Here is a 22,380-nt window from a genome sequence, read left to right as displayed (position 1 = left end):
CGTCAGGGGTCGGAGGCCCGGTGTCAATGCGCGGCGAGGGCCGCGGCGACGACGTCGAGCCCCTCGTTCAGCAGCTCGTCGCCGATCGACAGCGGCGGCAGGAACCGGATGACGTTGCCGTAGGTGCCGCAGGTCAGCACGATGACGCCCTCCGCGATGGCGGCCTTGGCGACCGCCGTGGTGAGCGCGGCATCCGGTGCCCCGGTGGCCGGGTCGACGAACTCCGCGGCGATCATCGCACCGTGGCCGCGGACGTCGCCGATGCGCGGGTCGTTCGCCTGCAGCTCGTGGAGGCGACCCTTCAGCAGGTCGCCGATCGCGCGGGCGCGCTCGACGAGCCCCTCGTTCTCGAACGCGTCGATGGATGCCAGAGCCGCGGCGCACGCGATCGGGTTCCCGCCGTAGGTTCCCCCCAGGCCACCCGTGTGCGTGGCATCCATGATCTCCGCCCGGCCCGTGACCGCGGCGAGCGGGAGGCCGGCGGCGATGCCCTTGGCGGTGGTGACGAGGTCGGGGACGATGCCGAAGTGCTCGCTGGCGAACATCGCGCCGGTGCGGGCGAAGCCGGACTGCACCTCGTCGGCGATGAAGACGACGCCGTTGTCGCGGCACCAGTCGACGATCGCATTGAGGAACCCGTCGGCGGGGACGATGAACCCGCCCTCGCCCTGGATGGGCTCGATGATGACGGCGGCGAGGTTGTCGGCGCCGACCTGCTTCTCGATCAGCGAGATGGCCGTGGCGGCGGCCGTGGGGCCGGTGAGCCCGTCGCGGAACGGGTACGACAGGGGCGCGCGGTAGACCTCGCCGGCGAAGGGGCCGAAACCGCTCTTGTACGGCATGTTCTTCGCGGTGAGCGCCATCGTGAGGTTGGTGCGGCCGTGATAGGCGTGGTCGAAGGCGACGACGGCCTGGCGACCGGTGAACTTGCGGGCGATCTTGATCGCGTTCTCGACGGCCTCGGCGCCGGAGTTGAACAGCGCGCTCTTCTTGGCGTGGTCGCCCGGGGTGAGACGGTTCAGCGCCTCGGCGACGGCGACGTAGGAGTCGTACGGCGAGATCATGAAGCAGGTGTGGGTGAAGGCCGCGACCTGCTCCTGCACGGCGGCGACCACGGCGGGGTGGGCGTTGCCGACGCTGGTGACCGCGATGCCCGAGCCGAGGTCGATGAGCGAGTTGCCGTCGGCGTCGACGACGACCCCGCCGCCCGCGGCGACCGCCTGGATGGGCACCGTGTGGCCGACGCCGGATGCCACGGCCGCGGCCTTGCGCTCGAGCAGCTCCTGCGAGCGGGGACCGGGGATGGCGGTGACGAGGCGGCGCTCCTGCGGGAGCGAGGGACCGCCGACGAGGGGGAGGGTGTCGAGGCTCATGGCGGCGATGCTACGGATGGCGCGACGCGGGTCGCACTCTCCTGGCTGTACAGTCGCTGGCACCGCCGTATACGTCCCGTACAGGAGGAAGCATGGTCGCCGACACCGTCGCTCCGCCCAGCCTGCGGGCGTTGCTCGCCCGGCGCGACCTGCACCTGCGCCTCGTCAACGCCGAGGACGACCTCGCTCCCGGCAGCATCGACCGACCCGTGCGGTGGGTGCACTCCAGCGACCTCGCCGACCCGACCCCCTTCCTCAGCGAGGGGCTCGTGCTGCTGACCACCGGCACACAGTTCGCCGACGCCGCCCCCGGCGATTACGAGGCCTACGTCGGGCGCCTGCTCGCGCGCGGCGTGCGCGCCCTCGGCTTCGGAACGGAGGTGGTGCGCGACGGCATCCCCTCCGGTCTGACCGACGCGTGCCGCGCGGGCGGGATGCCCCTGTTCGAGGTGCCGTACCGCACGCCGTTCATCGCGGTGGCGCGGGCCGGCGCCGAGGCGATCGCCGCCGACGCCTACGCGCGCCGCAGCTGGTCGCTCGCGGCCCAGCGCGCCGTGTCGCTCGCCGCCCTTCGACCCGACGGCCTGTCGGCGACGCTCGCCGAGCTGTCGCGCCAGCTCGACTGCTGGGTGGGGCTCTTCGACGCGGCCGGTGCCCTCCGCGACGCCCACCCCTCGGCGGCTCTCTCCCCGGCCGCGACGGCGGCGGTCTCCGCCGAGGTGACGACGTTGCTGCGGCGAGGAACGCGCGCCGCCGGCGCGGTGCACGTCGGCGACACCCCCGTCACCGTGCAGACGCTCGGGCGCGGCGGGCACCTGCGCGGCGCCCTCGCCGTCGCCGCGAACGACCTCGACCACGAGGCCCGCAGCGTGGTGACAGCGGTGGTGGCGATGGCCGGACTCGCACTCGAACAGCAGGACGGGCTGGGACGCGCGATCGGCACGTTCCGCGCCGGGCTCGTCCAGTCGCTGACCGGCGACGACCCGTCCCTCGCCCGCCGGGCCGCCCGCGACCTGCTCGGCCCCCTGCCGCCCGCTCCTGTGGTGGTGGCGCTGACCCCCGCGGCATCCGCTCGCTCCACCGCCCTCACCGAATGGCTCGAACGCCGCGCGCAGGAGCGGCGGGGCGAGCTCTTCTTCGGGCGAGGAGACGACGGCCTGGTGATCGTGGTCCCGTCGACGGGCCGTGACGTGCTCGACGAGATCGCCGACCGGTTCGACACGGTCGTCGGCTGCTCGACACCGTCCGGCTACGACGGCTTCTCCGGCGCCCTGACCCAGGCGCGCACGGCACGGGACCGGACGTCGGCGGCGGGCGTCGCGGACTTCGCCGACACCGCCCGCGCCGGGCTCATCGCCGCGCTCGACTCGGAGGCGGCTCGCTCGGTCGCGGCCGGCGCCCTGGCCCCGCTGCGGCGCCACGACGCGGAGCAGGGCTCCGCACTGGTCGAGACGCTCGATGCCTGGCTCGCCCAGGACTGCTCGCACGAGGCGACGGCCCAGGCGCTCGGCATCCATCGCCACACCGTGCGCGCCCGCGTCGCGCAGGCCGAGCGGGTGATCGACCGCGACCTGTCGTCGTTCGCCGCCCGCGCCGAGCTGTGGGCCGCTCTACGGCTCGCGGAGTAGGCACCCCCATCCGCCCCGCCCTCTGCGCGAGATGACCCTCGCCTCCCGAGATCACGCGTTGTTCCGCTGCAGAACGCGTCATCTCGGGCGGAGCGGGTCATCTCGACGATCCGGCGACCGTGCCTCAGCGCAGCGCGCGACACGCCAGGTGCAGGGCGAGGCGTGCGTCGGTGTCGGTGAGGTCGATGCCGAGCAGTTCCTGCGCGCGGGCGATACGCATCGCCACGGTGTTGCGGTGCAGCCCCAGGGCGGTCGCGGTCGCCGACACCCCCGACTCGTGGTCGAGGTAGGCCGTCAGCGTCTCGAGAAGTTCCGGCCCCTGCGAAACGAGGGGCGCGAGCAGCGACTCGGCGGCGGGGACGAAGGTGTCCGATCCCGCCCACGACAGCAGCACCTGTTCGACGCCGAGGGCGTCGACCCGGACGAACCATCCCGTCGCGGCGCGTCCCGTGGCGATGCGCACGCCGTCGACCGCGCCGTCGATGCTGCGCAGCAGCCCGCTCGCTCCGCTGTCCAGCGAGCCGACGCCCGTGGCGACGTCGAACGAACGCCGCGCCTGATCGTGCAGGGCCCGCACCGCGGCCACGTGCTCGTCGAGACGGGCGGATGTCGGCGGCTCGGCGAAGCTCAGCCAGCCGGTCACCCCGCGGCCGCTGGTCACGGCCTGAGAATCGACGGGCAACGCGGCCAGGTTCCGGCGCACGAAGCGCAGAAGCTCGAGCGTCTCGAGTCGACGGCGCCCGGCGATGCGGAACGCGAGGTGATACCCGCCCGTACGCCACCCGCGCTCGCTCATGCGCTGCTCGACATCGGGGTCGCGCGCGTCGCGGGCTTCGAGGAACTCGCGCAGCAGACCGGATGCCACGGCGGCATCGCTGACGTCGGCCACCTCGTCGATGAGGATGCGGGCGGCCACCGCCGGCATCGCCACCTCGGCGGCCACCGCCAGGGCCGACAGCTGCGCGGGGCTCAGCCCGGAGCCGAACACGGCCAGACGCAGCCCGGCGCGGCTCGGGCTGTCGACGCGCACGGAGGCGGCCGCCCCCTCGGCGACCGACACCGCGTCCTGCCAGAGCCCGAAGTCGATGGCCGCGCGGACCGCCTCGGGCAGCTCACCGCCGGCCTGCAGCAGCACGCCCTCGGCGTCGATGAGGGCCACGCCGTGACCGACGCTCGCCGAGAGGTGACGGAGCAGGTCGGCCAGGTGCGCGGCGGAGTACTCGATGGACTGCGCGACGCGTCGCACGTACCCCAGCGTCAGGGCGTCGCGCCCCTGCACGAGCTCCCACGCGGCGCGGGCCAGCGCCATCGGATCGTCCACGGCGAGCAGGGTCAGCCCGAGGCGCGCGGCCAGGCCGCGGCTGCCGGCACCCAGCGCATCGGCCCCGGGCAGGGCGAGGCCGCGGAAGCCGCGGTCCCGCACGCGACGCACGAGCGCATCCTGCTGCCAGGGCGCCGAGGGCGGGGGCTCGGTCAGCGCGGCGAGCTCCCGGTCTCCGCGCGCGGGCAGCATCTCCTCCCGCGCGGCGACGATCACCCCGGCGAAGGCGTCGACCCCGACGGCCTCGACGAGTACCCGCGCCCGGCCGTTCGCGGGGTGCGCGAGCAGCGCGCGCAACTCGAGGGGCGTCACGATGGCCCGCTTCGATCGCGGGGCGCGGAGGCCGGCAGGGCCGTCATCGCTCCACCTCGAGGTCGCGCAACCCGTACGCACCGGGCACCACGTGCGAAAGACGTTCAGGGGAATCGGTCCACCATTCCGGCGCCGCGAGCGCCAGCACCCGCACATGACGGGCCAGGGTGACGGCGTCGACCTGCAGCACGTCTCCCGACACGGAGTCGATCGCGACGAGGATGTCGGGCGATGCGGCGATCGTCTGCCCGTCGCGAGTGACCGCCAGAAACTCCGAGCGCGCGACCAAGCGCAGCAACGCGCCGTCGTCGCCGGTCAGCTCGACCGATCTCGCGAAGGGATCGTCGGGCACGGCATCCACCGCGCTCACCCTCCCCGCGCCGAGCATTCGCGCCCCGGGGAGGTCGTCACCGAACACGTCGGCGTCGCCGAGCGCCAGGGCGCGGGCGAACGTTCCCCGGATCGCGTGGTCGGCGAGGTCGCCGACGGTGAACCCGGCCACGAGCACGGCGCCCGCTCCTCCGGCACGGATGACGCTCGCGCGCACGAGGCTCTCGACGTCGGCGCCCCGCGACGACTCCAGCACCATGACGCCCCCGCCGGTGTCGGCGACGAGCACGACCCCGGGCACGGCATCGACGACGAGCGAGAGCTGGTCGACGCCGGGCAGGGCCCGGCCCATCAGGTCGGCGTCGACGAGGGTGTGCCCGCGGGCCAGGAGGAACGGCGTCAGGCCGTTCAGACCCGCCCCCTCCATGGCGCACACGGCCGCCGCCGCGACACCCGTCCATCGTTCGGCCGCCGTCAGGAGCGGGGCGAAGGCGTCATCGCCGGGCACCCGTTCGCCCAGGAGGTAGGTGGACCCCGCGAAGCCCACGGCGACGCACGGGGTGGAGGGATCGAGGTCGTCGACGTCGTGCAGCACGACCGGACCATCGAGCGACACGGCCGCCATGAGCTCGAGCAGAGTGGTGGTGCCACCGCCGCCCGCACCGAGCAGCGCGAACCCTCGGGCCAGCGCCGACAGGCGTTCGGGCCCGAGGGTTCTCATGCTCACAGGGTAATGAGCGTCCGTACGTCCGCGCCCCGCAGCTGCTCCACCGGCTCGAAGGCGTCGGCGAGACCGAACGCCGACGGGCCGAACGCGGCGAGCGCGCCGGGGGTGCGCATGATGTCGGGCGTCGAGATGCCGAGCACGCGCACGCGCTGGCCGTACCGCAGTCCCTCGGTGGTGATGGGCTCGGCCGATTCGATGTCGGTGATGCAGATGAGGTCGGGCACGATCGCCACCAGTAGCCCGTCGCGGCGGGCGGTGAGGTTCTCGTTCTGGAAGGCCACCTCGAGGGTCGCGTCATCGGCGGGGTCGAGGGCCGAGATGGTCGCGCGCCCCTTTGCGAACCCGTCGGTGGTGCGACGCTCGACGTCGGTGACCTTGCCGACGAACAGCTCCCGCACGTGCGGGTACAGCGTCGTCGACAGCACGTCGGCGATCGCCTCGAACGGCGAACGGTGCTGCTCACGGGCCTCGCGGATGCCGCGCCCCAGCGCCAGCGCCATCGACAGCGTCCGCGGGATCGCGGTGCGCCGTACGTCGGCGCCGGTCATGGCGTACTCGGCGATGTGCGCCACCCCGCCGAGGCGGATCGTGACGCCGCGGGCGAGCCATTCCATCTGGCGGTCGTCGTCGCCGGTGTCGATGATGGCCGTCTCGCCGCGCTCGCCCGCGAGGGCCAGGGGGGAGCCGTGCACGCCGTAGACGGCGAAGGTCTCCATCGACAGTTCCGGGAACGCGCGACCCATGCCGTCGGCATCCACCACGGGAAGCCCCGTCTCGGCCGCGACGAGCAGCGGGATCATCGAATTGATGCCGCCGCACTCGATCGGCATGGTCGCGTCGGCGGTCCGACCGAGGTGCTTCTCGAGGGTGCGCAGCGCCAGCGTCGGCTCGGTGCCCGCGGGGATCTTCTCGATCATCACGGTCGGCGCACCCATCTGCGCGGTGGGGATGACGAACATGTCGTCGGCGATCTCGTCGGGGTCGAGCACCGTGATGCTCCCCGCGCCGAGCACGCGCTCCACGAGCTTCTGTCCGATGTAGGGGTCGCCGCCTCCGCCGGTGCCGAGCAGCGTCGCTCCACGGGCCAGGTCGGGCAGGTCGGCGGCGGTCAGGGTCCAGCTCATGCGGCGATCTCCGGGTTCTCGATGGTGCCGTCGAAGCGGTGGGACGGCAGGTCGTAGCCGAAGTAGCCGGGCCCGACCATGGCGAGGGCCTCCGCGCTGTGCCAGCGCTCGTCGCTGGGGGCGGCGATCACGCGGACGCGCTGGCCGTAGCGCAGACCCTCGGTGGTGATGGGCTCGGCGCTCTCGGCATCCACCACGATGATGAGGTCGGGGGTGGTGACCAGGATGCCGGCGGTCGTGCGCGCGATGAGGTGCTCGTTCTGGAACGACAGTGTGAGCGTGTCGCCCTGACCCTCGATACGGGCGTTGCCGCGCGCGAAACCCGCGGTGGTCCCCCGCTCGACGTCGACCACCTTTCCGGCGAACACCTCGCGCCCGCCAAGGGCCTCGATCACCGCGGCGACCGGGTCGGTCTTGGCCTCGCGGGCTTCGACGATGCCGCGTCCGATCGACAGGCACGCCGACAGCGACGCGGGCACGAGCGCCTCGCGCGCGGTCTCCCCCGACATGGCGAAGCCGGCGAGCATGACCGAGCAGCCCATCTCGACGCACGCGACGCGGGCGATGCGCTCGGTCCAGGTGTTGTCGATGGTCGACAGCACCGCGGTGTTGCCCTTCTCGTCGGCGAAAGCGAGAGGCGAGGCGGTGACGCCGTAGAGGGTCGGCAGCACCATCTGCAGCTCGGGGAAGGCACGGCCCATGCCGTCGGCATCCAGGAGAGGCAGGCCCAGGGCGGCCGCCGCGGCGATCGGGATGGTGGAGTTCACCCCGCCCGCCTCGGCGCACGCGATGTGGGTGACCGGGCGCCCGAGCGAGGCACCGAGCGCGTGCACGGGGGCGACGACCTCGTCGAGGCTCGGGAGCTTCTCGACCATGACGGTCGGGGCGCCCATCATCGCGACGGTGAGCACGAGGGCGTCGTCGGGCAGTTCGTCGAGGCCGACGACCGTCACGGGCCCGTGCGCGGCGAGCGCCCGGCGAGCCAGCAGCGCGCCGATGTAGGGGTCTCCCCCGCCCCCGGTTCCGAGCACGGCGGCACCGCGGGCGAGGTCGCCGACGAGCGACGGGGTGAGCTGCCAGCTCACGCCCGCACGCCCATGTCGAGGTCGCCGACCGCCTTCACGCGCACCCGGGTGGCGTTGCCCGGAAGGTACGGGATCGGCACCTCGTCGAAGTCCACGATCGACACCGACGACGGCCGTGCGCCCGCGGCGACCGCCTTGTCGACGGCCTCGGCGCGGATCGCGGCGATGCCCTCGTCGCGTCGGCCCGCCTCGATCGCGTAGACCTTGTCGATCTCGCCGCCCACCTGCGCGATCGAGGCGCCGATGGCGTTGGCCACGGCGTAGTTGCGCGGGCGGTGCACGGCACCGAACATCGGCAATTCCTCGGGGAGCAGGATGCTGCCACCGCCGACGGCGACCACCGGGATCGGCTCGGGCGAGGTGCGCATCCGGTCGACGGCCTCGGCCACACGATCGGCGATGCGCGTCAGCACGCGCTCGACGAAGGCGGGATCGAGGTGCGCGACGCGTGAGGGGTCGCCCACGTTCGCGCGCCCGGCCGCCACGGCGATGTCGGTCGCGGTGAGGGTGGAGCCGCCGAACACCAGCGCCTCCTCGGTCAGGCGGTACCCGACCGATGCGGGGCCGACCTCGCCGGTGTCGAGATCGACGATCGATCCGCCGCCGATGCCGATCGACAGCACATCCGGCATCCGGAAGTTGGTGCGGATGCCGGCGACCTTGACCTCGTTCGCCGTCTCGCGCGGGAACCCGGCGTTGAGCAGACCGATGTCGGCCGTCGTGCCGCCGATGTCGACCACCGCGCACGTCTGCAGGCCGCTGGTGAGGGCGGCCCCGCGCATGGAGTTGGTCGGGCCCGACGCGAAGGTCGCGACGGGGTAGAGGCGCACGTAGTCCTCGTCCATCAGCGTGCCGTCGTTCTGGCTGAGGAAGATCGGGGCTTCGATTCCCTCCGCGCGCACCGCGGCGGTGAGCCCGTCGACGATCTCGGAGGCGAGTTCACGCAGGGCGGCGTTGATGATCGTGGCGTTCTCGCGCTCGAGCAGGCCGATCCGGCCGATCTCGTGCGAGAGCGAGATCGCCACGTCCGGTCCCAGCACGTCGCCGAGGATCTCGGCCGCACGCACCTCGAGGTCGTGGTTGACCGGCGAGAACACCGACGAGATCGCCACCGAGCGCACGCCGTGCGCCTTCATGTCGTCGGCGATGCCGCGCAGCTCGTCTTCGTCGAGCGGCGAGATGGGCCGCCCGTCGAACTCGTAGCCGCCGTGCGCCAAGTAGCTGCGCGCCTGGATCGCCTCGGTGAGCACCCCCGGCCAGTCCACGAGCGGAGGCAGGGCCTTCGTGGCGGGAAGGCCCAGCCGCACCGCGGCGGTCGGTGCGAGCCGCTGGGCCTGCACGAGCGCGTTGATGAAGTGGGTCGTGCCGATCATCACCGCGTCGATGTCGGAGCCGGCGAAGTCGCGCTCGGCGCGCAGGGCGGCGATCGCGTCGACGATGCCGGTGGTGACATCCGGGCTGGTGGACTTCTTCACGCCGGCGAGGGTGTCCTTGCCGTCCATGAGCACTGCGTCGGTGTTGGTGCCGCCGACGTCGATGCCGATGTGCATGGGTGGAGCTCTTCTCGTTCGGGGAGGGTGGGTCAGGATGCCACGGGGACGGCGTCGCGCACGGGAGCCTGGGCGGTCGTCGCCTCGCCGACACCGCGCACCCAGCCGAGCTTCCCGGCGACGGTGTACAGCACGATCGAGAGCACGAGCGAGGAGATCGCCGGGATGCCCCAGGTCACGAAGTAGCCGACCAGGGCCGAGACCAGCCAGACCACGAGGGTCACGGGGACCAGGCGCGGGGCGGTGCTCGGCAGGCGTCCCTCGGCGCGCGAGGCGTCGAGCTCGCCGCGCCAGCGGCGCACGAGGAAGTACTCGGCGACCATGATGCCGGCGATGGGCGGGAAGACGACGCCGAGGATGATGAGGAACCCGGTGAACTGCGACAGGATGCCGGCGGCGGCGAGGATCGAGCCGACGACGCCGAGCACGATGGTGGTGCTGACGCGGTGGAGGTTCTTGCCGAAGGCGGTGGAGATGAAGTTCACGAGGCCGAGCGTCGAGGAGTAGAGGTTCCAGTCGTTGATCTTCAGCGTGCCGGTGATCACGATGATCAGGCCCACCAGGCCCACCGACGAGGTGACGATCGCGACGATGTTGCCCGTCTGCGCGGCGTGGGCGAGCAGCACGCCCGAGAGGCCGATGACGAACTCCCCGAGCGAGACGCCCACGACGGTCTGCTTGACGACGTCGGCCTTGGAACGGTTGAAGCGGGTCATGTCGGCGGTGATGATCGCGCCGACGATGAGGCCGCCGGCGACGATCGCCGTGCCCTGCCACACGCTCATGGTGGGTCCGGGGGCGGGCGAGGTGAGCAGGTCGCCGATCGAGTGGTTGCTGAGCTCGGTGATGATCGACCAGCCCACGAGCACGAGGAACAGCGGCACGGTGACGTTGGCGAGCCACTGCATGCCGACGAAGCCGACGGCGACGATCGCGGTGACGGCGAGGCCGAACAGCAGGCTCCACGCCCACATCGGCATGACTCCCGGCAGCAGCGAGTCGAGCGACTCGGCCGAGATGGCCGACTGGATGCCGAACCAGCCGATGAGGCTGATGCCGATCGCGAGGCCGACGAGCGAGGCGCCGATTTCGCCGAAGCCGGTCCAGCGGGCCAGCAGCGCGGTGTTCAGTCCCTCCTTCTGCCCGATGATGCCGACGATGCACATGATGACTTCGAGGATGATCGAGCCGAGCAGCAGCGCGAGGAACGCCTCGCCGAAGGTCATGGCGTAGCCGAGGGTGGCGCCGAGGAGGAACTGCGACAGGGCCGAGACCTGACCGAAGCGCTGCACGGCGATGCCGAACCAGTGCTTCTGGGCGTCGGGTGTCACGCGGCTGAGGGCGAAATCGTCGGCGTGTGCCATACGTGCCATAGGAGTGTCCTTTTGCGGAAGAGGGACGGTGCGGGTGCTGCACACGTTATTGCCGGCATCCCCCGATGCCCATGTGCATGTCGCCCGGATCGCGGACCTCAATGTGCATGGTGCACACTGCCGCCCGACCGGCTCGACGCCGCGCCCGCGGCTCCACTCACCCCGGGGCGTGCGCCTGCAAGAACTCGTACATCTCCGTCGTGTCCACGCCCGGGAAAGCCCCGGTCGGCAGGGTCGCCAGCAACGTCCGCGGGGTGCGCACGTTCGGCCACGCCTGCCCGCGCCACTGGGCCTCGAGGTCGGCGGGAGCCCGGCGGCAGCACGTCTCGACCGAATGCCGCGACACCCCGCGGTTGGGTGTGTCGCGCCCGCGGAACCACCGCGTGTCGTCGAACCGCACCCCCACGCTCACCGAGTGCGCACCCTCGCTCGACTGCTCCACGCGCGCGGTGCACCAGTACGTGCCGTTGCCGGTGTCGGTGTACTGGTAGTACGGGTTGAACAGGTCGTCCTCGTCGAAGACCACGCGGCTCGTCCACCGGCGGCAGCACATCTGCCCCTCGATCGAGCCGAGCCGGTCGGTGGGGAAGTTCACGTCGTCGTTCTCGTACGCCTTCGTGATCGTCCCCGACTCGTGCACCTTCAGGAAGTGCACCGGGATGCCGAGGTGCACGGTCGCGAGGTTCGTGAAGCGGTGTGCCGCGGTCTCGTACGACACCGAGTAGGCGTCGCGGAGGTCCTCGATGCTGATCGCCCGCCGCTCCTTCGCCTCGCGCAGGGCCGCGACCACGTGCTTCTCGGGCATGAGCAGCGCCCCGGTGAGGTAGTTCGTCTCCACGCGCTGACGCAGGAACTCGTCGTAGCTCGTCGGCTCGCCATGACCCAGGATCCGGCTCGACAGGGCCTGCAAAACGGCCGCGCGCGGGTCGCCCTTCGCGACCGTCGTCGACAGGTACAGCCGACCGTTCTTGGCATCCGCGATGCTCCGCGTCGACGACGGCAGATCGGGCACGTAGTGCAGCGAGAAGCCGAGGTGCGCGGCGATGTCGCTCGCCCCGCGCTGCGTCAGCGGGCCGCCGGGGTGATCGATCGCCGTGAGCATCTCGGATGCCACGGTCTCGAGCTCGGCGAAGTGGTTGTCCTGCGTGCGCATCAGGCGGCGGAGGGCGACGTTGGCGCGTCGCGCCTCTTCGGGCGTCGCCGAGCGTTCCTCCCGCAGGCGCTCGATCTCGGCCTGCAGCGCCAGCATCGCGGCGAGCGCCTCGTCGGGCACCGACCGGCCGACCCGGAACGGCGCGATCCCGAGCGCTTGGAACGTCTGCCCGCGCATCGCCCGCTCGACCGACAGCTCGAGGGTGGCGCGGGCGTCGAGGGGCTCGGCATCCAGGATCTGGTCGAGCTTGCACTCCAGCGCGCGGGCGATCGCCTGGAGGAGGGTGAGCTTGGCCTCTCGGCGACCGTTCTCGATCATCGACATCTGGCTCGGAGCGCGGCCGACCGCCCCGGCGAGATCGTCGAGCGTCATCCCGCGGGCGGTGCGCAGCTGCCGGATGCGTCGGCCGATGGTGAGGGTGTCCACCTCTTCATCGTCGAGCGGAAGGGATGCCGAAGAAATCGAGACGCCGGTGTCCATACGCCAGAGTCTCACAGCCGCAGAAGATCGGTCAATCTTCACAACGCGGATGCGGTTTCAGGGCGTTGATCTTCGCCCACAGTGGTCGTCACGGGGCACCGACGCCCCGGCATCCGAAGGAGAAGCTCATGACGATCACCCCCCTGCGCCCCGGCGACCAGACCGAGACCGCCGCCGAGCTCCGCGCCTCGTGGGAGGCCGACCCCCGCTGGGACGGTATCGAGCGCACGTTCTCGGCCGACGACGTCGTCCGCCTGCGCGGCACCGTGCGCGAAGAGGCGACGCTCGCCCGCCGCGGGGCCGAGAACCTCTGGAACCTCATCCACACCGAGGAGTACGTCCGTGCTCTCGGCGCCTACACCGGCGGCCAGGCCGTGCAGCAGGTGCGCGCCGGGCTCAAGGCCATCTACCTCAGCGGCTGGCAAGTCGCCGCCGACGGCAACCTCGCGGGGCAGACCTACCCCGACCAGAGCCTGTACCCGGCCAACAGCGTGCCCGCGGTGGTCCGTCGCATCAACAACGCCCTGCTGCGGCAGGACCAGATCGAACGCGCCGAGGGCGAGGTGACGCAGGACTGGCTCGCCCCCATCGTCGCGGATGCCGAGGCCGGCTTCGGCGGCCCGCTCAACGCCTACGAGCTCGCGCAGTCGCTCATCCAGGCCGGAGCCGCCGGCATCCACTGGGAGGACCAGCTCGCGAGCGAGAAGAAGTGCGGCCACCTCGGCGGCAAGGTGCTCGTGCCGATCCAGCAGCACATCCGCACGCTCAACGCCGCGCGTCTCGCCGCCGACGTCGCCGGAGTGCCGACCGTGATCATCGCGCGCACCGACGCCCTGGCGGCCGACCTGCTCACGAGCGACGTCGACGAGCGGGATGCCGAATTCCTCACCGGCGAGCGCACGACCGAGGGGTTCTACCGGGTGCGCCCGGGACTGGACGCCGTCACCGCCCGCGGCCTCGCCTTCGCGCCCTACGCCGACCTGCTGTGGGTGGAGACCGGCGAGCCCGACATCGAGCTCGCGCGCCGCTTCGCCGAGGCGATCCACGCCCGCTACCCCGGCAAGAAGCTGGCGTACAACTGCTCGCCGAGCTTCAACTGGAAGCGCCACCTCGACGATGCGCAGATCGCGACGTTCCAGGCCGAGCTGGCGTCGCTGGGCTACGCCTTCCAGTTCATCACCCTGGCCGGCTTCCACGCCGTGAACCACTCGATGTTCGACCTCGCCCGCGGCTACGCCGAACGCGCCATGAGCGCGTACGTCGAGCTGCAGGAGGCCGAGTTCGCCGCCGAAGCCAACGGGTACACCGCCACGCGCCACCAGCGCGAGGCGGGCACCGGCTACTTCGACGTCGTCTCCACCGCGCTCAACCCCGACAGCGCCACCCTCGCCCTCGCCGGCTCCACCGAGACCGCCCAGTTCCACTGACCCCCCGCGCCCCTCGCCCCCCTTCCGTTGAGTGTCCAAGACACGCCGTATCGGCCTCATGTCATACGGCGTGTTCTGGACACTCGACATCTCGGGAGGCGGCGTGGGGCGCCGACGACGCAGAAAGACATGACCATGACCCTCATCACCACTCCCCCGACCACCACGACACCTGCCGGCGCGACGCCGCAGACCGCGACACCGCAGCCCGCGGCATCCGTCCCTCACCTGCGTCTCGAACGTCCGCTGGAGGGCCGGGATGCCGACATCCTCACGCCCGCGGCGATCGCATTCCTCACCGAGCTGCACGACCGCTTCGCGCGGCGCCGCCACGACCGCCTCGCGGCCCGCGAGCGCCGCCGCTTCGAGATCGGCACGGGCGACGACCCGCACTTCCGTGCCGACACCGCGCACATCCGCGACGACCCGTCGTGGCGCGTGGCCGGCGCCGGCCCGGGGCTGGAAGACCGCCGCGTCGAGATCACCGGCCCCACCGACCCCAAGATGACCATCAACGCGCTGAACTCCGGCGCGCGGGTGTGGTTGGCCGACCAGGAGGATGCCACGAGCCCGACCTGGCGCAACGTCATCGGCGGGCAACTGTCGCTGTTCGACGCGATCCGCGGGCAGCTGTCGTTCACGAACGCCGAGGGCAAGCGTTACGAGGTGACCGCCGAGCGCACGCCCACGATCGTGATGCGCCCGCGCGGCTGGCACCTGCCCGAGAAGCATGTGACGTTCATCGATCGCTCCGGCCGTGAGCTGCCGGCATCCGGATCGCTCGTCGACTACGGGCTGTACGTGTTCCACAACGCGCACGCGCTGATCGCGGCGGGGGCGGGTCCGTACTTCTACCTCGCCAAGATCGAGTCGGCCGAGGAGGCGCGGCTGTGGGACGACGTCTTCACCTTCACCGAGGAGCGGCTGGGCCTGGCCCACGGCACGATCCGGGCCACCGTGCTGATCGAGACGCTGCCGGCGGCGTTCGAGATGGAGGAGATCCTCTTCGCCCTCCGCGACCACTGCGCGGGCTTGAACGCCGGACGGTGGGACTACATCTTCTCCATCATCAAGACCTACCGTGGCCGCGGGGCGCGGTTCGTGCTGCCGGATCGCAGCGAGGTCACGATGACGGTGCCGTTCATGCGCGCCTACACCGAGCTGCTCGTGCACACCTGCCACAAGCGGGGCGCGTACGCGATCGGCGGGATGAGCGCGTTCATCCCCAACCGCCGCAAGCCGGAGGTGACGACGGCGGCGTTCGAGAAGGTCGCCGCCGACAAGCGCCGCGAGGCCGGCGACGGCTTCGACGGCACCTGGGTCGCGCACCCCGATCTCATCCCGGTGGCCCGCGCCGAGTTCGACGCAGTGCTCGGCGACGAGCCGAACCAGCTCGGACGCCTCCGCGAGGACGTGTCGGTCGACCCCGCCGACCTGCTGGATCTGCGGATCGGTCTGCCCGTGACCACGGCGGGCGTGCGCGGCAACGTGTCGGTGGCGATCCGCTACCTCGAGGCGTGGCTGCGGGGCCCTGGGCGCCGTCGCGATCGACGACCTGATGGAGGATGCCGCGACCGCCGAGATCTCGCGCTCGCAGATCTGGCAGTGGATCCACCAGGACCGCGAGACCGCCGAGGGCGACGCCATCACCCGCACGTACGTCGAGGGAATCGTGGAGGACGTGCTCGCCGAGGCTGGCCGCTTCGACGGCGACCGCTTCGACGACGCCGCCGAGATCTTCCGCGAGGTGGCGCTGCGGCCGGAGTTCCCCGCCTTCCTGACGCTGCCTGCGTACGCGAAGTACCTCGACTGACGGCGGGATGCCGGAGGGCCGGGGCCACGACGGCCTCGGCCCTTCGCCGCGCTCGGCGCGCGGCGGGATTCCGGGGCTGGGGCCACGACGGTCCCGGGCCTTCGCCGCACTCGGTGCGCGGCGGGATGCCGGAGGGCCGGGGCCACGACGGCCTCGGCTCTTCGCCGCGCTCGGTGCGCCGGAGGGTCGCGGTACGCGCGGTCGTCGGGACCGTCCTGGCCGTGCGCCGACGAGGTCCGAGGGTGGTCTCTCTTGTGATGCGGGGGCTCGGCATCCTGATGCTCACGCCCCCGTTCCTGCCGTGGCTGAGTTCGGTGGTCTGGTCTCGGCGCAACGCGGCCGAAACAGTAGGCTCGAAGCCGTGACTTCCCGCGCCCCGCTCTCCCGCAAGCTCTCCGCCATCGCCGAGTCCGCGACCCTGAAGGTCGACGCCAAGGCGAAGGCCCTGCAGGCCGCCGGCCGCCCGGTGATCTCGTACGCCGCGGGTGAGCCGGATTTCGCCACGCCCTCGTTCATCGTGGATGCCGCCGCCGAGGCGCTGCAGGACCCGAAGAACTACCGCTACACGCCCGCCGCCGGCCTCCCGGTGCTGCGCGAGGCGATCGCCGCCAAGACGCTGCGCGACTCCGGCCTCGAGGTGGCGCCCTCGCAGGTCATCGTGACCAACGGCGGAAAGCAGTCCGTTTATCAGGCGTTCCAGACCGTGGTGAACCCCGGTGACGAGGTGCTGCTGCCCGCTCCGTACTGGACGACCTACCCCGAGGCCATCGCGCTGGCCGACGGCACGCCGGTCGAGGTGTTCGCCGGGGCCGACCAGGACTACAAGGTCACCGTCGCCCAGCTCGAGGCGGCCCGCACCGACAAGACGACCGTGCTCGTCTTCGTGTCGCCGTCCAACCCCACCGGCTCGGTCTACACCGCCGAAGAGACCGCCGAAATCGGTCGCTGGGCGCTCGAGCACGGCATCTGGGTGATCACCGATGAGATCTACCAGAACCTCACCTACGAGGGCGTGCGCGCCGTCTCCATCGTCGAGGCCGTGCCCGAGCTCGCCGAGCAGACCATCCTCGTCAACGGCGTCGCCAAGACCTACGCGATGACCGGTTGGCGCGTGGGCTGGATGGTGGGACCGGCGGATGCCATGAAGCTCGCCGGCAACCTGCAGTCGCACCTGTCGAGCAACGTCAACAACGTCGCCCAGCGGGCGGCCGCTGCCGCGCTCACCGGCCCGCAGGACGAGGCCGAGCAGTTCCGCCTCGCCTTCGACCGACGGCGGAAGCTCATCGTGTCGGAGCTGTCGAAGATCGACGGCGTCGAGGTGCCCAACCCGCTCGGCGCGTTCTACGTCTACCCCGACGTGCAGGGCCTGCTGAACCGGACGTGGGAGGGCGTCACGCCCACCACCTCGCTCGAGCTCGCCGACCTCATCCTCGAGAAGGCCGAGGTCGCGGTCGTCCCGGGCGAGGCCTTCGGGCCCAGCGGCTACCTGCGCCTGTCGTACGCCCTCGGCGACGACCAGCTCCTCGAGGGTGTGCAGCGCCTCCAGCGCCTGTTCTCCTGACCCGCGCCCCGCGCCCCGCGCCCCGCGCCGCGCCCCGCGCCCCGCATGCCGAGGCGTGAGTCGCCAAGATATGTCGCTCCTAGCTCCCGCGAAGCGACCATTCTTGGCGACTCGCGCGGGCGCAGCGCGAACTTGTGGAGAGATCTCGACGCGCTGACGCGGGAACGGCGAGGATCGGCGGATGCCGCCTCCGTCACGCCCCGTCGGACCCGACGCGGCCTTCACCGTCACCGAGGGCGTCGCGTACGGTCTGACGCGCAGCACGATGAGATCGGCGCGGTGGGCGACGCCCCACGCCGGTGTCCGCGTCGAGCAGAGCGCAACGGCGCTGCAACGGCTCGCAGCTTTGCAGCGCGCGCTGCCTGCGCACGCCTTCTTCTGCGGGCCCACGGCGGCCATCCTGCACGGGTTTCCCCTGCCCGGTCCCCTCCGCTCCCGCGCGTGGGAGGAGCCGTTCATCGGCGTGCCGACGGGTTGCAATCGCATCCGGCGCCCGCACACGACGGGGCGCATGCTGAGCGTCGCACCGCACGACGTCCTCGACGTCGACGGCATCCGGTGCACCTCCCCGCTGCGGACGTGGGCCGAGCTGGCCGAGTTCCTCGGGGTGGGACAGCTGACAGCGATCTCCGACCGTCTGCTCTCGCGGCGTGACCCACTCGCCAGTCGCGAGGATCTCGAGCGGATGCACCTCAGATTCCTGGGTGGCCGCGGATCGAAGAACCGTCGACTCGCGGTGGACTTCGCCGATGGACGCTCTGAATCGCCGAGAGAGTCCGAGCTCCGCGTGTTGCTGGTGCAGGCCGGGCTCCCCGTCCCGGAGAGCAACGTCGAGATCTTCGACGGGGCGCGATTCGTCGCTCGTGTCGACATGCTCTATCGCGAGCACCGCCTCGTGATCGAGTACGACGGCGACCACCATCGCGATCCGCAGCAGTGGAGCCGAGATCAATCGCGTCGGGCGGAGCTGGAGTCGCTCGGCTACCGCATGACCGTGGTGACGGCTCGCGACTTCGATGACCTGCCTGCCCTGCTCGCCCGCATCCGCCGGTTACTGGCGCACACACCCGCGTGAGTCGCCAAGGTGTGTCGCCGCAGCCCCCGGCGCGGCGACACATTCTGGCGACTCACGCGCGGAGAACGCCGGGGCTAGAGCTCTACGCCGACCAGGACGGGCTCGGGCTGCAGGATGAGGCCGAACTCGGCGGCGACGCGGCTCTGCACGAAGCGGGCGAGCTGGGCGATCTCGGCGGCGGTGGCCTCGCCGCGGTTCGTCAGCGCCAGCGTGTGCTTCGTCGACAGACCGGCGCGCGAACGCGGGAAGCGGAAGCCGCGCGAGAGCCCGGCGTTCTCGATGAGCCAGGCGGCGCTCACCTTCACCTCACGCCGCTCGACGGGCGGGGGCGGGAGGATGCCGTCGAACGCGGCGAGCGGGATCACCGTCACGGGGTCGAGCTCCGGCGCCATCGGCCACTTCGGGCACGCGGCCGGGAGGGTGCGGGCGAATGCCTCCGACACGATGGCGTTCTGGAAGAAGGAACCGGCGCTCCAGGTGTCGGGGTCTTCGGCGTCGAGCACCATGCCCTTGCGGGCACGGGTCGCGAGCACGTGATCGCGGATCCACCGGAGGGAGACGCTCTCGCCGGCAGCGACCCCGAGGGCCCCGCGCAGCTGTTCTCCGGCTATGGGACGCTCGCCGTGGCCGACGCGCTCGAGTTCGAGCGTGACCGACAGGATGACGGCGGAACGCTGGGGCACCGAGCCGTAGTGCTGCTTGAGCACGGAGGTGCGGAAGCCCAGACCGAGCTCGGCCGCGGAGACGACCGACACGTCGCCGGTCGCTTCGTCGATCAGCTCCACCTCGACCAGCGTCTGCACGATCTCCTGGCCGTACGCGCCGATGTTCTGCACGGGTGCCGCCCCGACCGTGCCGGGGATGCCCGACATGGCCTCGATTCCCGCAAGGCCGCGCTCGACCGTCTCGGCGACGAGGGCGTCCCAGTCGTGGCCGGCCTGGACCCGCAGCCGCACGTGATCGGGATCTGAGCCCGGCAGTTCCTCGATACCGGTCGACCGCACGCGGATGACGGTGCCGTCGAAGGGCTCGTCGCCGACGAAGAGGTTCGAACCGCCGCCGAGCACGAACCACGAGTCGCCGTCGGCCCAGACGGACCGGAGCGCCTCGACGAGCTCCTCGGCGGAGTGCGCGTCGACCAGATGGGCGGGCACCCCACCGGTGCGGAGCGTGGTGAGCTGCGACAGCGGGATCGGGTCGACGTCGGGCATCAGGCCAGCCGCACCCGCACCTGCGCCTTGCCGAGCACGGTGGTCCCGGCGAACGTGACGGTGAGGTCGATGCGCGCGGTCTCATCGTCGACCGCGCCCACCTTGGCGCTCACGTGCAGGTCGGCCCCGGTCTCGGGGTCAACGACGACCGGGCGGGTGAACCGTACGCCGTACTCGGCGATGCGACCTGTGTCGCCCAGCGCCTCGGCGAGGGTGCCCACGGCGATGCCCATCGTCAGCATCCCGTGTGCGAGAACGCCGGGCAGGCCCACGGCTGTCGCGACGTCATCGCGGTAGTGGATGGGGTTGAAGTCGCCCGAGGCGCCGGCGTAGCGCACCAGCGACTCGCGTGTGAGGTGGACCGAACGCTCGGCGATCACGTCGCCCACGGTGAATGCGATCATGCGCCGGCCTCCCCCGCGAGCAGAACGCTCGTCGTGGTCACGACGTGGGCGCCGTCGGCATCCACGATCTCCGCTTCGCTCGTGATCATCGTTCCCCCGCCCATCGAACGGATGCCGGTGACCGACAGCGTCGCGACGAGCTCGTCGCCCGCGACGATCGGCCGGGTGTAGCGGAAGCGCTGCTCCGCATGCACGAGACGAGACAGCTCGATGCCGGAGTCGGGGTCGCCGAGCAGCTGCTGGAGCGTCAGGTCTTGCACGACCATCGCGAACGTCGGCGGGGCCACCACGTCGGCGTAGCCGAGCGCGCGGGCGGCCTCGGGATCGGAATGCTGCGGGGCGTCGGCGAACACCGCGCGGGCGAACTCGCGCACCTTCTCGCGGCCGACGAGGTACGGCGCGGTCGGCGGGAAGGCACGACCGACCAGATCAGGATTCACGGGCACCGCGTCAGTCTACCGACGGCCACCGACACCGCCTCAGCGCCGGCGGCGACCAGCAAGGCCACGCGAGCCTCGGAGCCCGGGCGATCTCGCAGGGCGCTGACACCGCCTCAGCGCTCGTGGCGACCGGCGCAGCCGCGAGACCCTCGGCGCTGGGCCGACCTCGCACGGCCCCGAAACCGCCTCAGCGCTGGTGGCGGCCCCGCACCGCCTTGATGCCCATCTGCACGGCGATGAAGGCGAGGAACACCGAGAAGAGGATGTTGCCCACGAGCGGGTCGACCAGCGTGGCGATGAACGCTCCCAGCGCGGTCGTGGTGCACGCGGCGAGGCCGACGCACGCGGCCGCCCGCAGGTCGACGTTGGAGCGGCGCAGGTTGCCCACGGTCCCCGACACGGCGGCCGGGATCATCATGAGCAGCGACGTCCCCTTGGCGACCAGGTCGCTCGTGCCGAACAGCAGCATGAGCGCGGGGACCACGATGATGCCGCCGCCGACGCCGAGGAGGCCGGCGAGGATGCCGGTGATCACGCCCAGCACGCCGAGCAGCGGACCGGTGATCCACGTCAGGACGAGGTCGGCGTCGCGCGACGGGATGACGAAGTACAGACTCACGATGACCACGGCGAGGAACGCCACGAACGACCAGCGCAGAGCCGTCTGCGAGAGCTTCGGCAGCAGCCAGGTGCCGATCTGCGCACCGATGACGGCGCCCGCGGCGAGGATGAGCGCCGGGATCCAGGCGACCGACCCGTGCACCGCGTACGAGATCACGCCGACGGATGCCGTGGGCACGATCGCGGCCAGCGACGTACCCGCCGCCAGCCGCTGGTTGAAGCCGAGCAGCAGCACCAGGAGCGGGACGATGACGGTACCCCCGCCGACGCCGAAGAGTCCGGACAGGAGCCCGGCCAACAGGCCCACGCCGATGCAGACGGAGTAGAAGCGGACGGAGCGGACTTGACGGGTTTCGCTGGTCACGGGCGCGGGATCCTTCGCAAGACGTTCACGGCGATCGAGACGTCGCCGACGACCAAGTCTCCCACTGGGCACGGACCGGCGATGGACCCCCTGCGCTCGACCTCGCGACGACAGCGGATAAAGAAGCGGCCCCCGGTGGTCCGAAGCCGCGTCCACCGGGGGCCGTCGCCCTCACAGGTCAAGCGGGACGGTGACCCGAACACCGGCCTGCGACCACTCGCGTGAGGGTGCGACAAGAAGACGATAAAACCCCGCCTGGTCGCGAGCACACCGGTTGACTGCTATACCTCGATCTGCTAATTATTTGTGTCGCTGATTTCTCAAGCGGGGGAATGACCTCCCCGCCCGTGCCGTTGGGGTCGGTCATGACGACTGTAGGAATCATCGGAGCAGGACACATCGGCACGGCGCTCGCGAAGGGCTTCACTCAGAACGGCTACGACGTCGTGATCGCCAACTCGCGAGGTCCGGAGACCCTCACCGATCTCGTCGCCTCGATCGGCGACAAGGCGCGAGCGGCCTCGGCACAGGATGCCGCCGCAGCCGGTGACATCGTCGTGGTCACCGTGCCGCTGAAGGCGATCGACGCGATCCCCGTCGCTCCGCTCGAGGGGAAGGTCGTGCTCGACACGAACAACTACTACTTCGAGCGCGACGGACACATCGTCGACCTCGACGAGAAGAAGACGACGACCTCGCAGATGCTCCAGGAGCACCTGCCCGCGTCGCACGTGGTGAAGGCCTTCAACCACATCATGGCCGCCGACATCCTGACCGACGGCTCCCCCGCGGGAACGCCGAACCGCCGGGCGCTCGCGACCTCCAGCGACTCCGACGACGCCGTCGCCCTGGTGACCCGCATCTACGACGAGTTCGGCTACGACACCGTCAACATCGGGCCGCTCAGCGAGAGCTGGCGCGTCGAGCGCGATCAGCCCGCATACGTGGTGCGACAGAACGCCGACGAGCTGACGCAGAACCTCGCCCGCGCCGAGCGCTGAACCGCCG

General features: G+C 71.5%; 17 protein-coding genes and 1 pseudogene. 6 read left to right on the top strand and 12 right to left on the bottom strand.

Translation table 11 applies throughout. The annotated features are described in order from the left end of the window. Positions 1–23 precede the first annotated feature (23 nt). Positions 24–1,373, bottom strand: coding sequence for a 4-aminobutyrate--2-oxoglutarate transaminase (gene gabT / locus QE392_RS07825; RefSeq protein WP_307450367.1), 1,350 nt, complete (start codon positions 1,371–1,373; stop codon positions 24–26). Positions 1,374–1,465: 92 nt separating this feature from the next. Between gabT and QE392_RS07820 the strand changes: the two genes are divergently transcribed. Further along, positions 1,466–3,001, top strand: a complete 1,536-nt coding sequence (locus tag QE392_RS07820; RefSeq protein ID WP_307450365.1) for a PucR family transcriptional regulator — start codon at positions 1,466–1,468, stop codon at positions 2,999–3,001. 124 nt (positions 3,002–3,125) lie between these two features. Here QE392_RS07820 and QE392_RS07815 read toward each other — a convergent pair whose 3' ends face one another. From QE392_RS07815 to QE392_RS07785, 7 genes are all read right to left on the bottom strand, one after another. Then, positions 3,126–4,634 (bottom strand): PucR family transcriptional regulator, encoded by a 1,509-nt coding sequence (locus QE392_RS07815; protein ID WP_307450363.1) that lies wholly within the window; start codon positions 4,632–4,634, stop codon positions 3,126–3,128. Positions 4,635–4,677: 43 nt separating this feature from the next. Further along, entirely contained in the window at positions 4,678–5,685 is a 1,008-nt protein-coding gene (locus tag QE392_RS07810) for an S-methyl thiohydantoin desulfurase domain-containing protein (protein WP_307450361.1), read from the bottom strand. A gap of 2 nt (positions 5,686–5,687) precedes the next feature. Then, positions 5,688–6,815, bottom strand: coding sequence for a DUF917 domain-containing protein (locus QE392_RS07805; protein ID WP_307450357.1), 1,128 nt, complete (start codon positions 6,813–6,815; stop codon positions 5,688–5,690). Next, entirely contained in the window at positions 6,812–7,900 is a 1,089-nt protein-coding gene (locus QE392_RS07800; RefSeq protein WP_307450354.1) for a DUF917 domain-containing protein, read from the bottom strand. The genes QE392_RS07805 and QE392_RS07800 overlap by 4 nt, the downstream gene beginning before the upstream one ends. Further along, complete coding sequence (locus QE392_RS07795) at positions 7,897–9,450, bottom strand: hydantoinase/oxoprolinase family protein (RefSeq protein WP_307450352.1); 1,554 nt, start codon at positions 9,448–9,450, stop codon at positions 7,897–7,899. The genes QE392_RS07800 and QE392_RS07795 overlap by 4 nt, the downstream gene beginning before the upstream one ends. A 32-nt stretch (positions 9,451–9,482) precedes the next feature. Further along, complete coding sequence (locus QE392_RS07790; protein ID WP_307450350.1) at positions 9,483–10,823, bottom strand: purine-cytosine permease family protein; 1,341 nt, start codon at positions 10,821–10,823, stop codon at positions 9,483–9,485. Positions 10,824–10,980: 157 nt separating this feature from the next. After that, the gene (locus QE392_RS07785; RefSeq protein WP_307450348.1) at positions 10,981–12,456 is read right to left on the bottom strand and encodes a helix-turn-helix domain-containing protein; all 1,476 of its coding nucleotides are present in this window, start codon (positions 12,454–12,456) and stop codon (positions 10,981–10,983) included. Between the two features lie 128 nt (positions 12,457–12,584). On the opposite strand from QE392_RS07785, the gene aceA reads away from it, so the two are divergent. From aceA to QE392_RS07765, 4 genes and pseudogenes are all read left to right on the top strand, one after another. Next, entirely contained in the window at positions 12,585–13,883 is a 1,299-nt protein-coding gene (gene aceA, locus QE392_RS07780) for an isocitrate lyase (RefSeq protein WP_307450345.1), read from the top strand. A 135-nt stretch (positions 13,884–14,018) separates the two neighbouring features. Further along, positions 14,019–15,696 (top strand): annotated as a pseudogene (aceB, locus tag QE392_RS07775) (malate synthase A). A 361-nt stretch (positions 15,697–16,057) separates the two neighbouring features. Further along, positions 16,058–17,257, top strand: a complete 1,200-nt coding sequence (locus tag QE392_RS07770; protein ID WP_307450343.1) for a pyridoxal phosphate-dependent aminotransferase — start codon at positions 16,058–16,060, stop codon at positions 17,255–17,257. Positions 17,258–17,438: 181 nt separating this feature from the next. Beyond that, positions 17,439–18,332, top strand: coding sequence for an endonuclease domain-containing protein (locus QE392_RS07765; RefSeq protein WP_307450341.1), 894 nt, complete (start codon positions 17,439–17,441; stop codon positions 18,330–18,332). 74 nt (positions 18,333–18,406) lie between these two features. Here the strand turns inward: QE392_RS07765 and QE392_RS07760 are convergent, their stop codons facing one another. From QE392_RS07760 to QE392_RS07745, 4 genes are all read right to left on the bottom strand, one after another. Continuing rightward, positions 18,407–19,543: a UDP-N-acetylmuramate dehydrogenase gene (locus QE392_RS07760; protein WP_307450339.1), complete on the bottom strand. Its 1,137-nt coding sequence runs from the start codon at positions 19,541–19,543 to the stop codon at positions 18,407–18,409. Further along, entirely contained in the window at positions 19,543–19,947 is a 405-nt protein-coding gene (locus QE392_RS07755; protein WP_307450337.1) for a MaoC/PaaZ C-terminal domain-containing protein, read from the bottom strand. The genes QE392_RS07760 and QE392_RS07755 overlap by 1 nt, the downstream gene beginning before the upstream one ends. Beyond that, on the bottom strand, positions 19,944–20,393 hold the full coding sequence (locus QE392_RS07750; protein WP_307450335.1) for a MaoC family dehydratase N-terminal domain-containing protein: 450 nt from the start codon (positions 20,391–20,393) through the stop codon (positions 19,944–19,946). Before QE392_RS07750 ends, QE392_RS07755 begins: the two co-directional genes overlap by 4 nt. Before the next feature lie 181 nt (positions 20,394–20,574). Beyond that, positions 20,575–21,372 (bottom strand): sulfite exporter TauE/SafE family protein, encoded by a 798-nt coding sequence (locus tag QE392_RS07745; RefSeq protein ID WP_307450333.1) that lies wholly within the window; start codon positions 21,370–21,372, stop codon positions 20,575–20,577. Positions 21,373–21,737: 365 nt separating this feature from the next. On the opposite strand from QE392_RS07745, the gene QE392_RS07740 reads away from it, so the two are divergent. Further along, on the top strand, positions 21,738–22,373 hold the full coding sequence (locus QE392_RS07740; RefSeq protein WP_307450331.1) for an NADPH-dependent F420 reductase: 636 nt from the start codon (positions 21,738–21,740) through the stop codon (positions 22,371–22,373). Positions 22,374–22,380: the final 7 nt, after the last annotated feature.

The sequence above is a fragment of the Microbacterium proteolyticum genome (assembly GCF_030818075.1).
GTDB classification, from domain to species: domain Bacteria; phylum Actinomycetota; class Actinomycetes; order Actinomycetales; family Microbacteriaceae; genus Microbacterium; species Microbacterium proteolyticum_A.
This window is presented reverse-complemented; position numbering and strand designations above follow the sequence as displayed.

Excerpts from the sequence above, each read along its gene's own strand:
- gabT (WP_307450367.1), bottom strand. The coding sequence starts at position 1,373 with ATGAGCCTCGACACCCTCCCCCTCGTCGGCGGTCCCTCGCTCCCGCAG.
- QE392_RS07820 (WP_307450365.1), top strand. The coding sequence starts at position 1,466 with ATGGTCGCCGACACCGTCGCTCCGCCCAGCCTGCGGGCGTTGCTCGCC.
- QE392_RS07810 (WP_307450361.1), bottom strand. The coding sequence starts at position 5,685 with ATGAGAACCCTCGGGCCCGAACGCCTGTCGGCGCTGGCCCGAGGGTTC.
- QE392_RS07805 (WP_307450357.1), bottom strand. The coding sequence starts at position 6,815 with ATGAGCTGGACCCTGACCGCCGCCGACCTGCCCGACCTGGCCCGTGGA.
- QE392_RS07795 (WP_307450352.1), bottom strand. The coding sequence starts at position 9,450 with ATGCACATCGGCATCGACGTCGGCGGCACCAACACCGACGCAGTGCTC.
- QE392_RS07790 (WP_307450350.1), bottom strand. The coding sequence starts at position 10,823 with ATGGCACGTATGGCACACGCCGACGATTTCGCCCTCAGCCGCGTGACA.
- QE392_RS07785 (WP_307450348.1), bottom strand. The coding sequence starts at position 12,456 with ATGGACACCGGCGTCTCGATTTCTTCGGCATCCCTTCCGCTCGACGAT.
- aceA (WP_307450345.1), top strand. The coding sequence starts at position 12,585 with ATGACGATCACCCCCCTGCGCCCCGGCGACCAGACCGAGACCGCCGCC.
- QE392_RS07765 (WP_307450341.1), top strand. The coding sequence starts at position 17,439 with ATGCCGCCTCCGTCACGCCCCGTCGGACCCGACGCGGCCTTCACCGTC.
- QE392_RS07760 (WP_307450339.1), bottom strand. The coding sequence starts at position 19,543 with ATGCCCGACGTCGACCCGATCCCGCTGTCGCAGCTCACCACGCTCCGC.
- QE392_RS07755 (WP_307450337.1), bottom strand. The coding sequence starts at position 19,947 with ATGATCGCATTCACCGTGGGCGACGTGATCGCCGAGCGTTCGGTCCAC.
- QE392_RS07740 (WP_307450331.1), top strand. The coding sequence starts at position 21,738 with ATGACGACTGTAGGAATCATCGGAGCAGGACACATCGGCACGGCGCTC.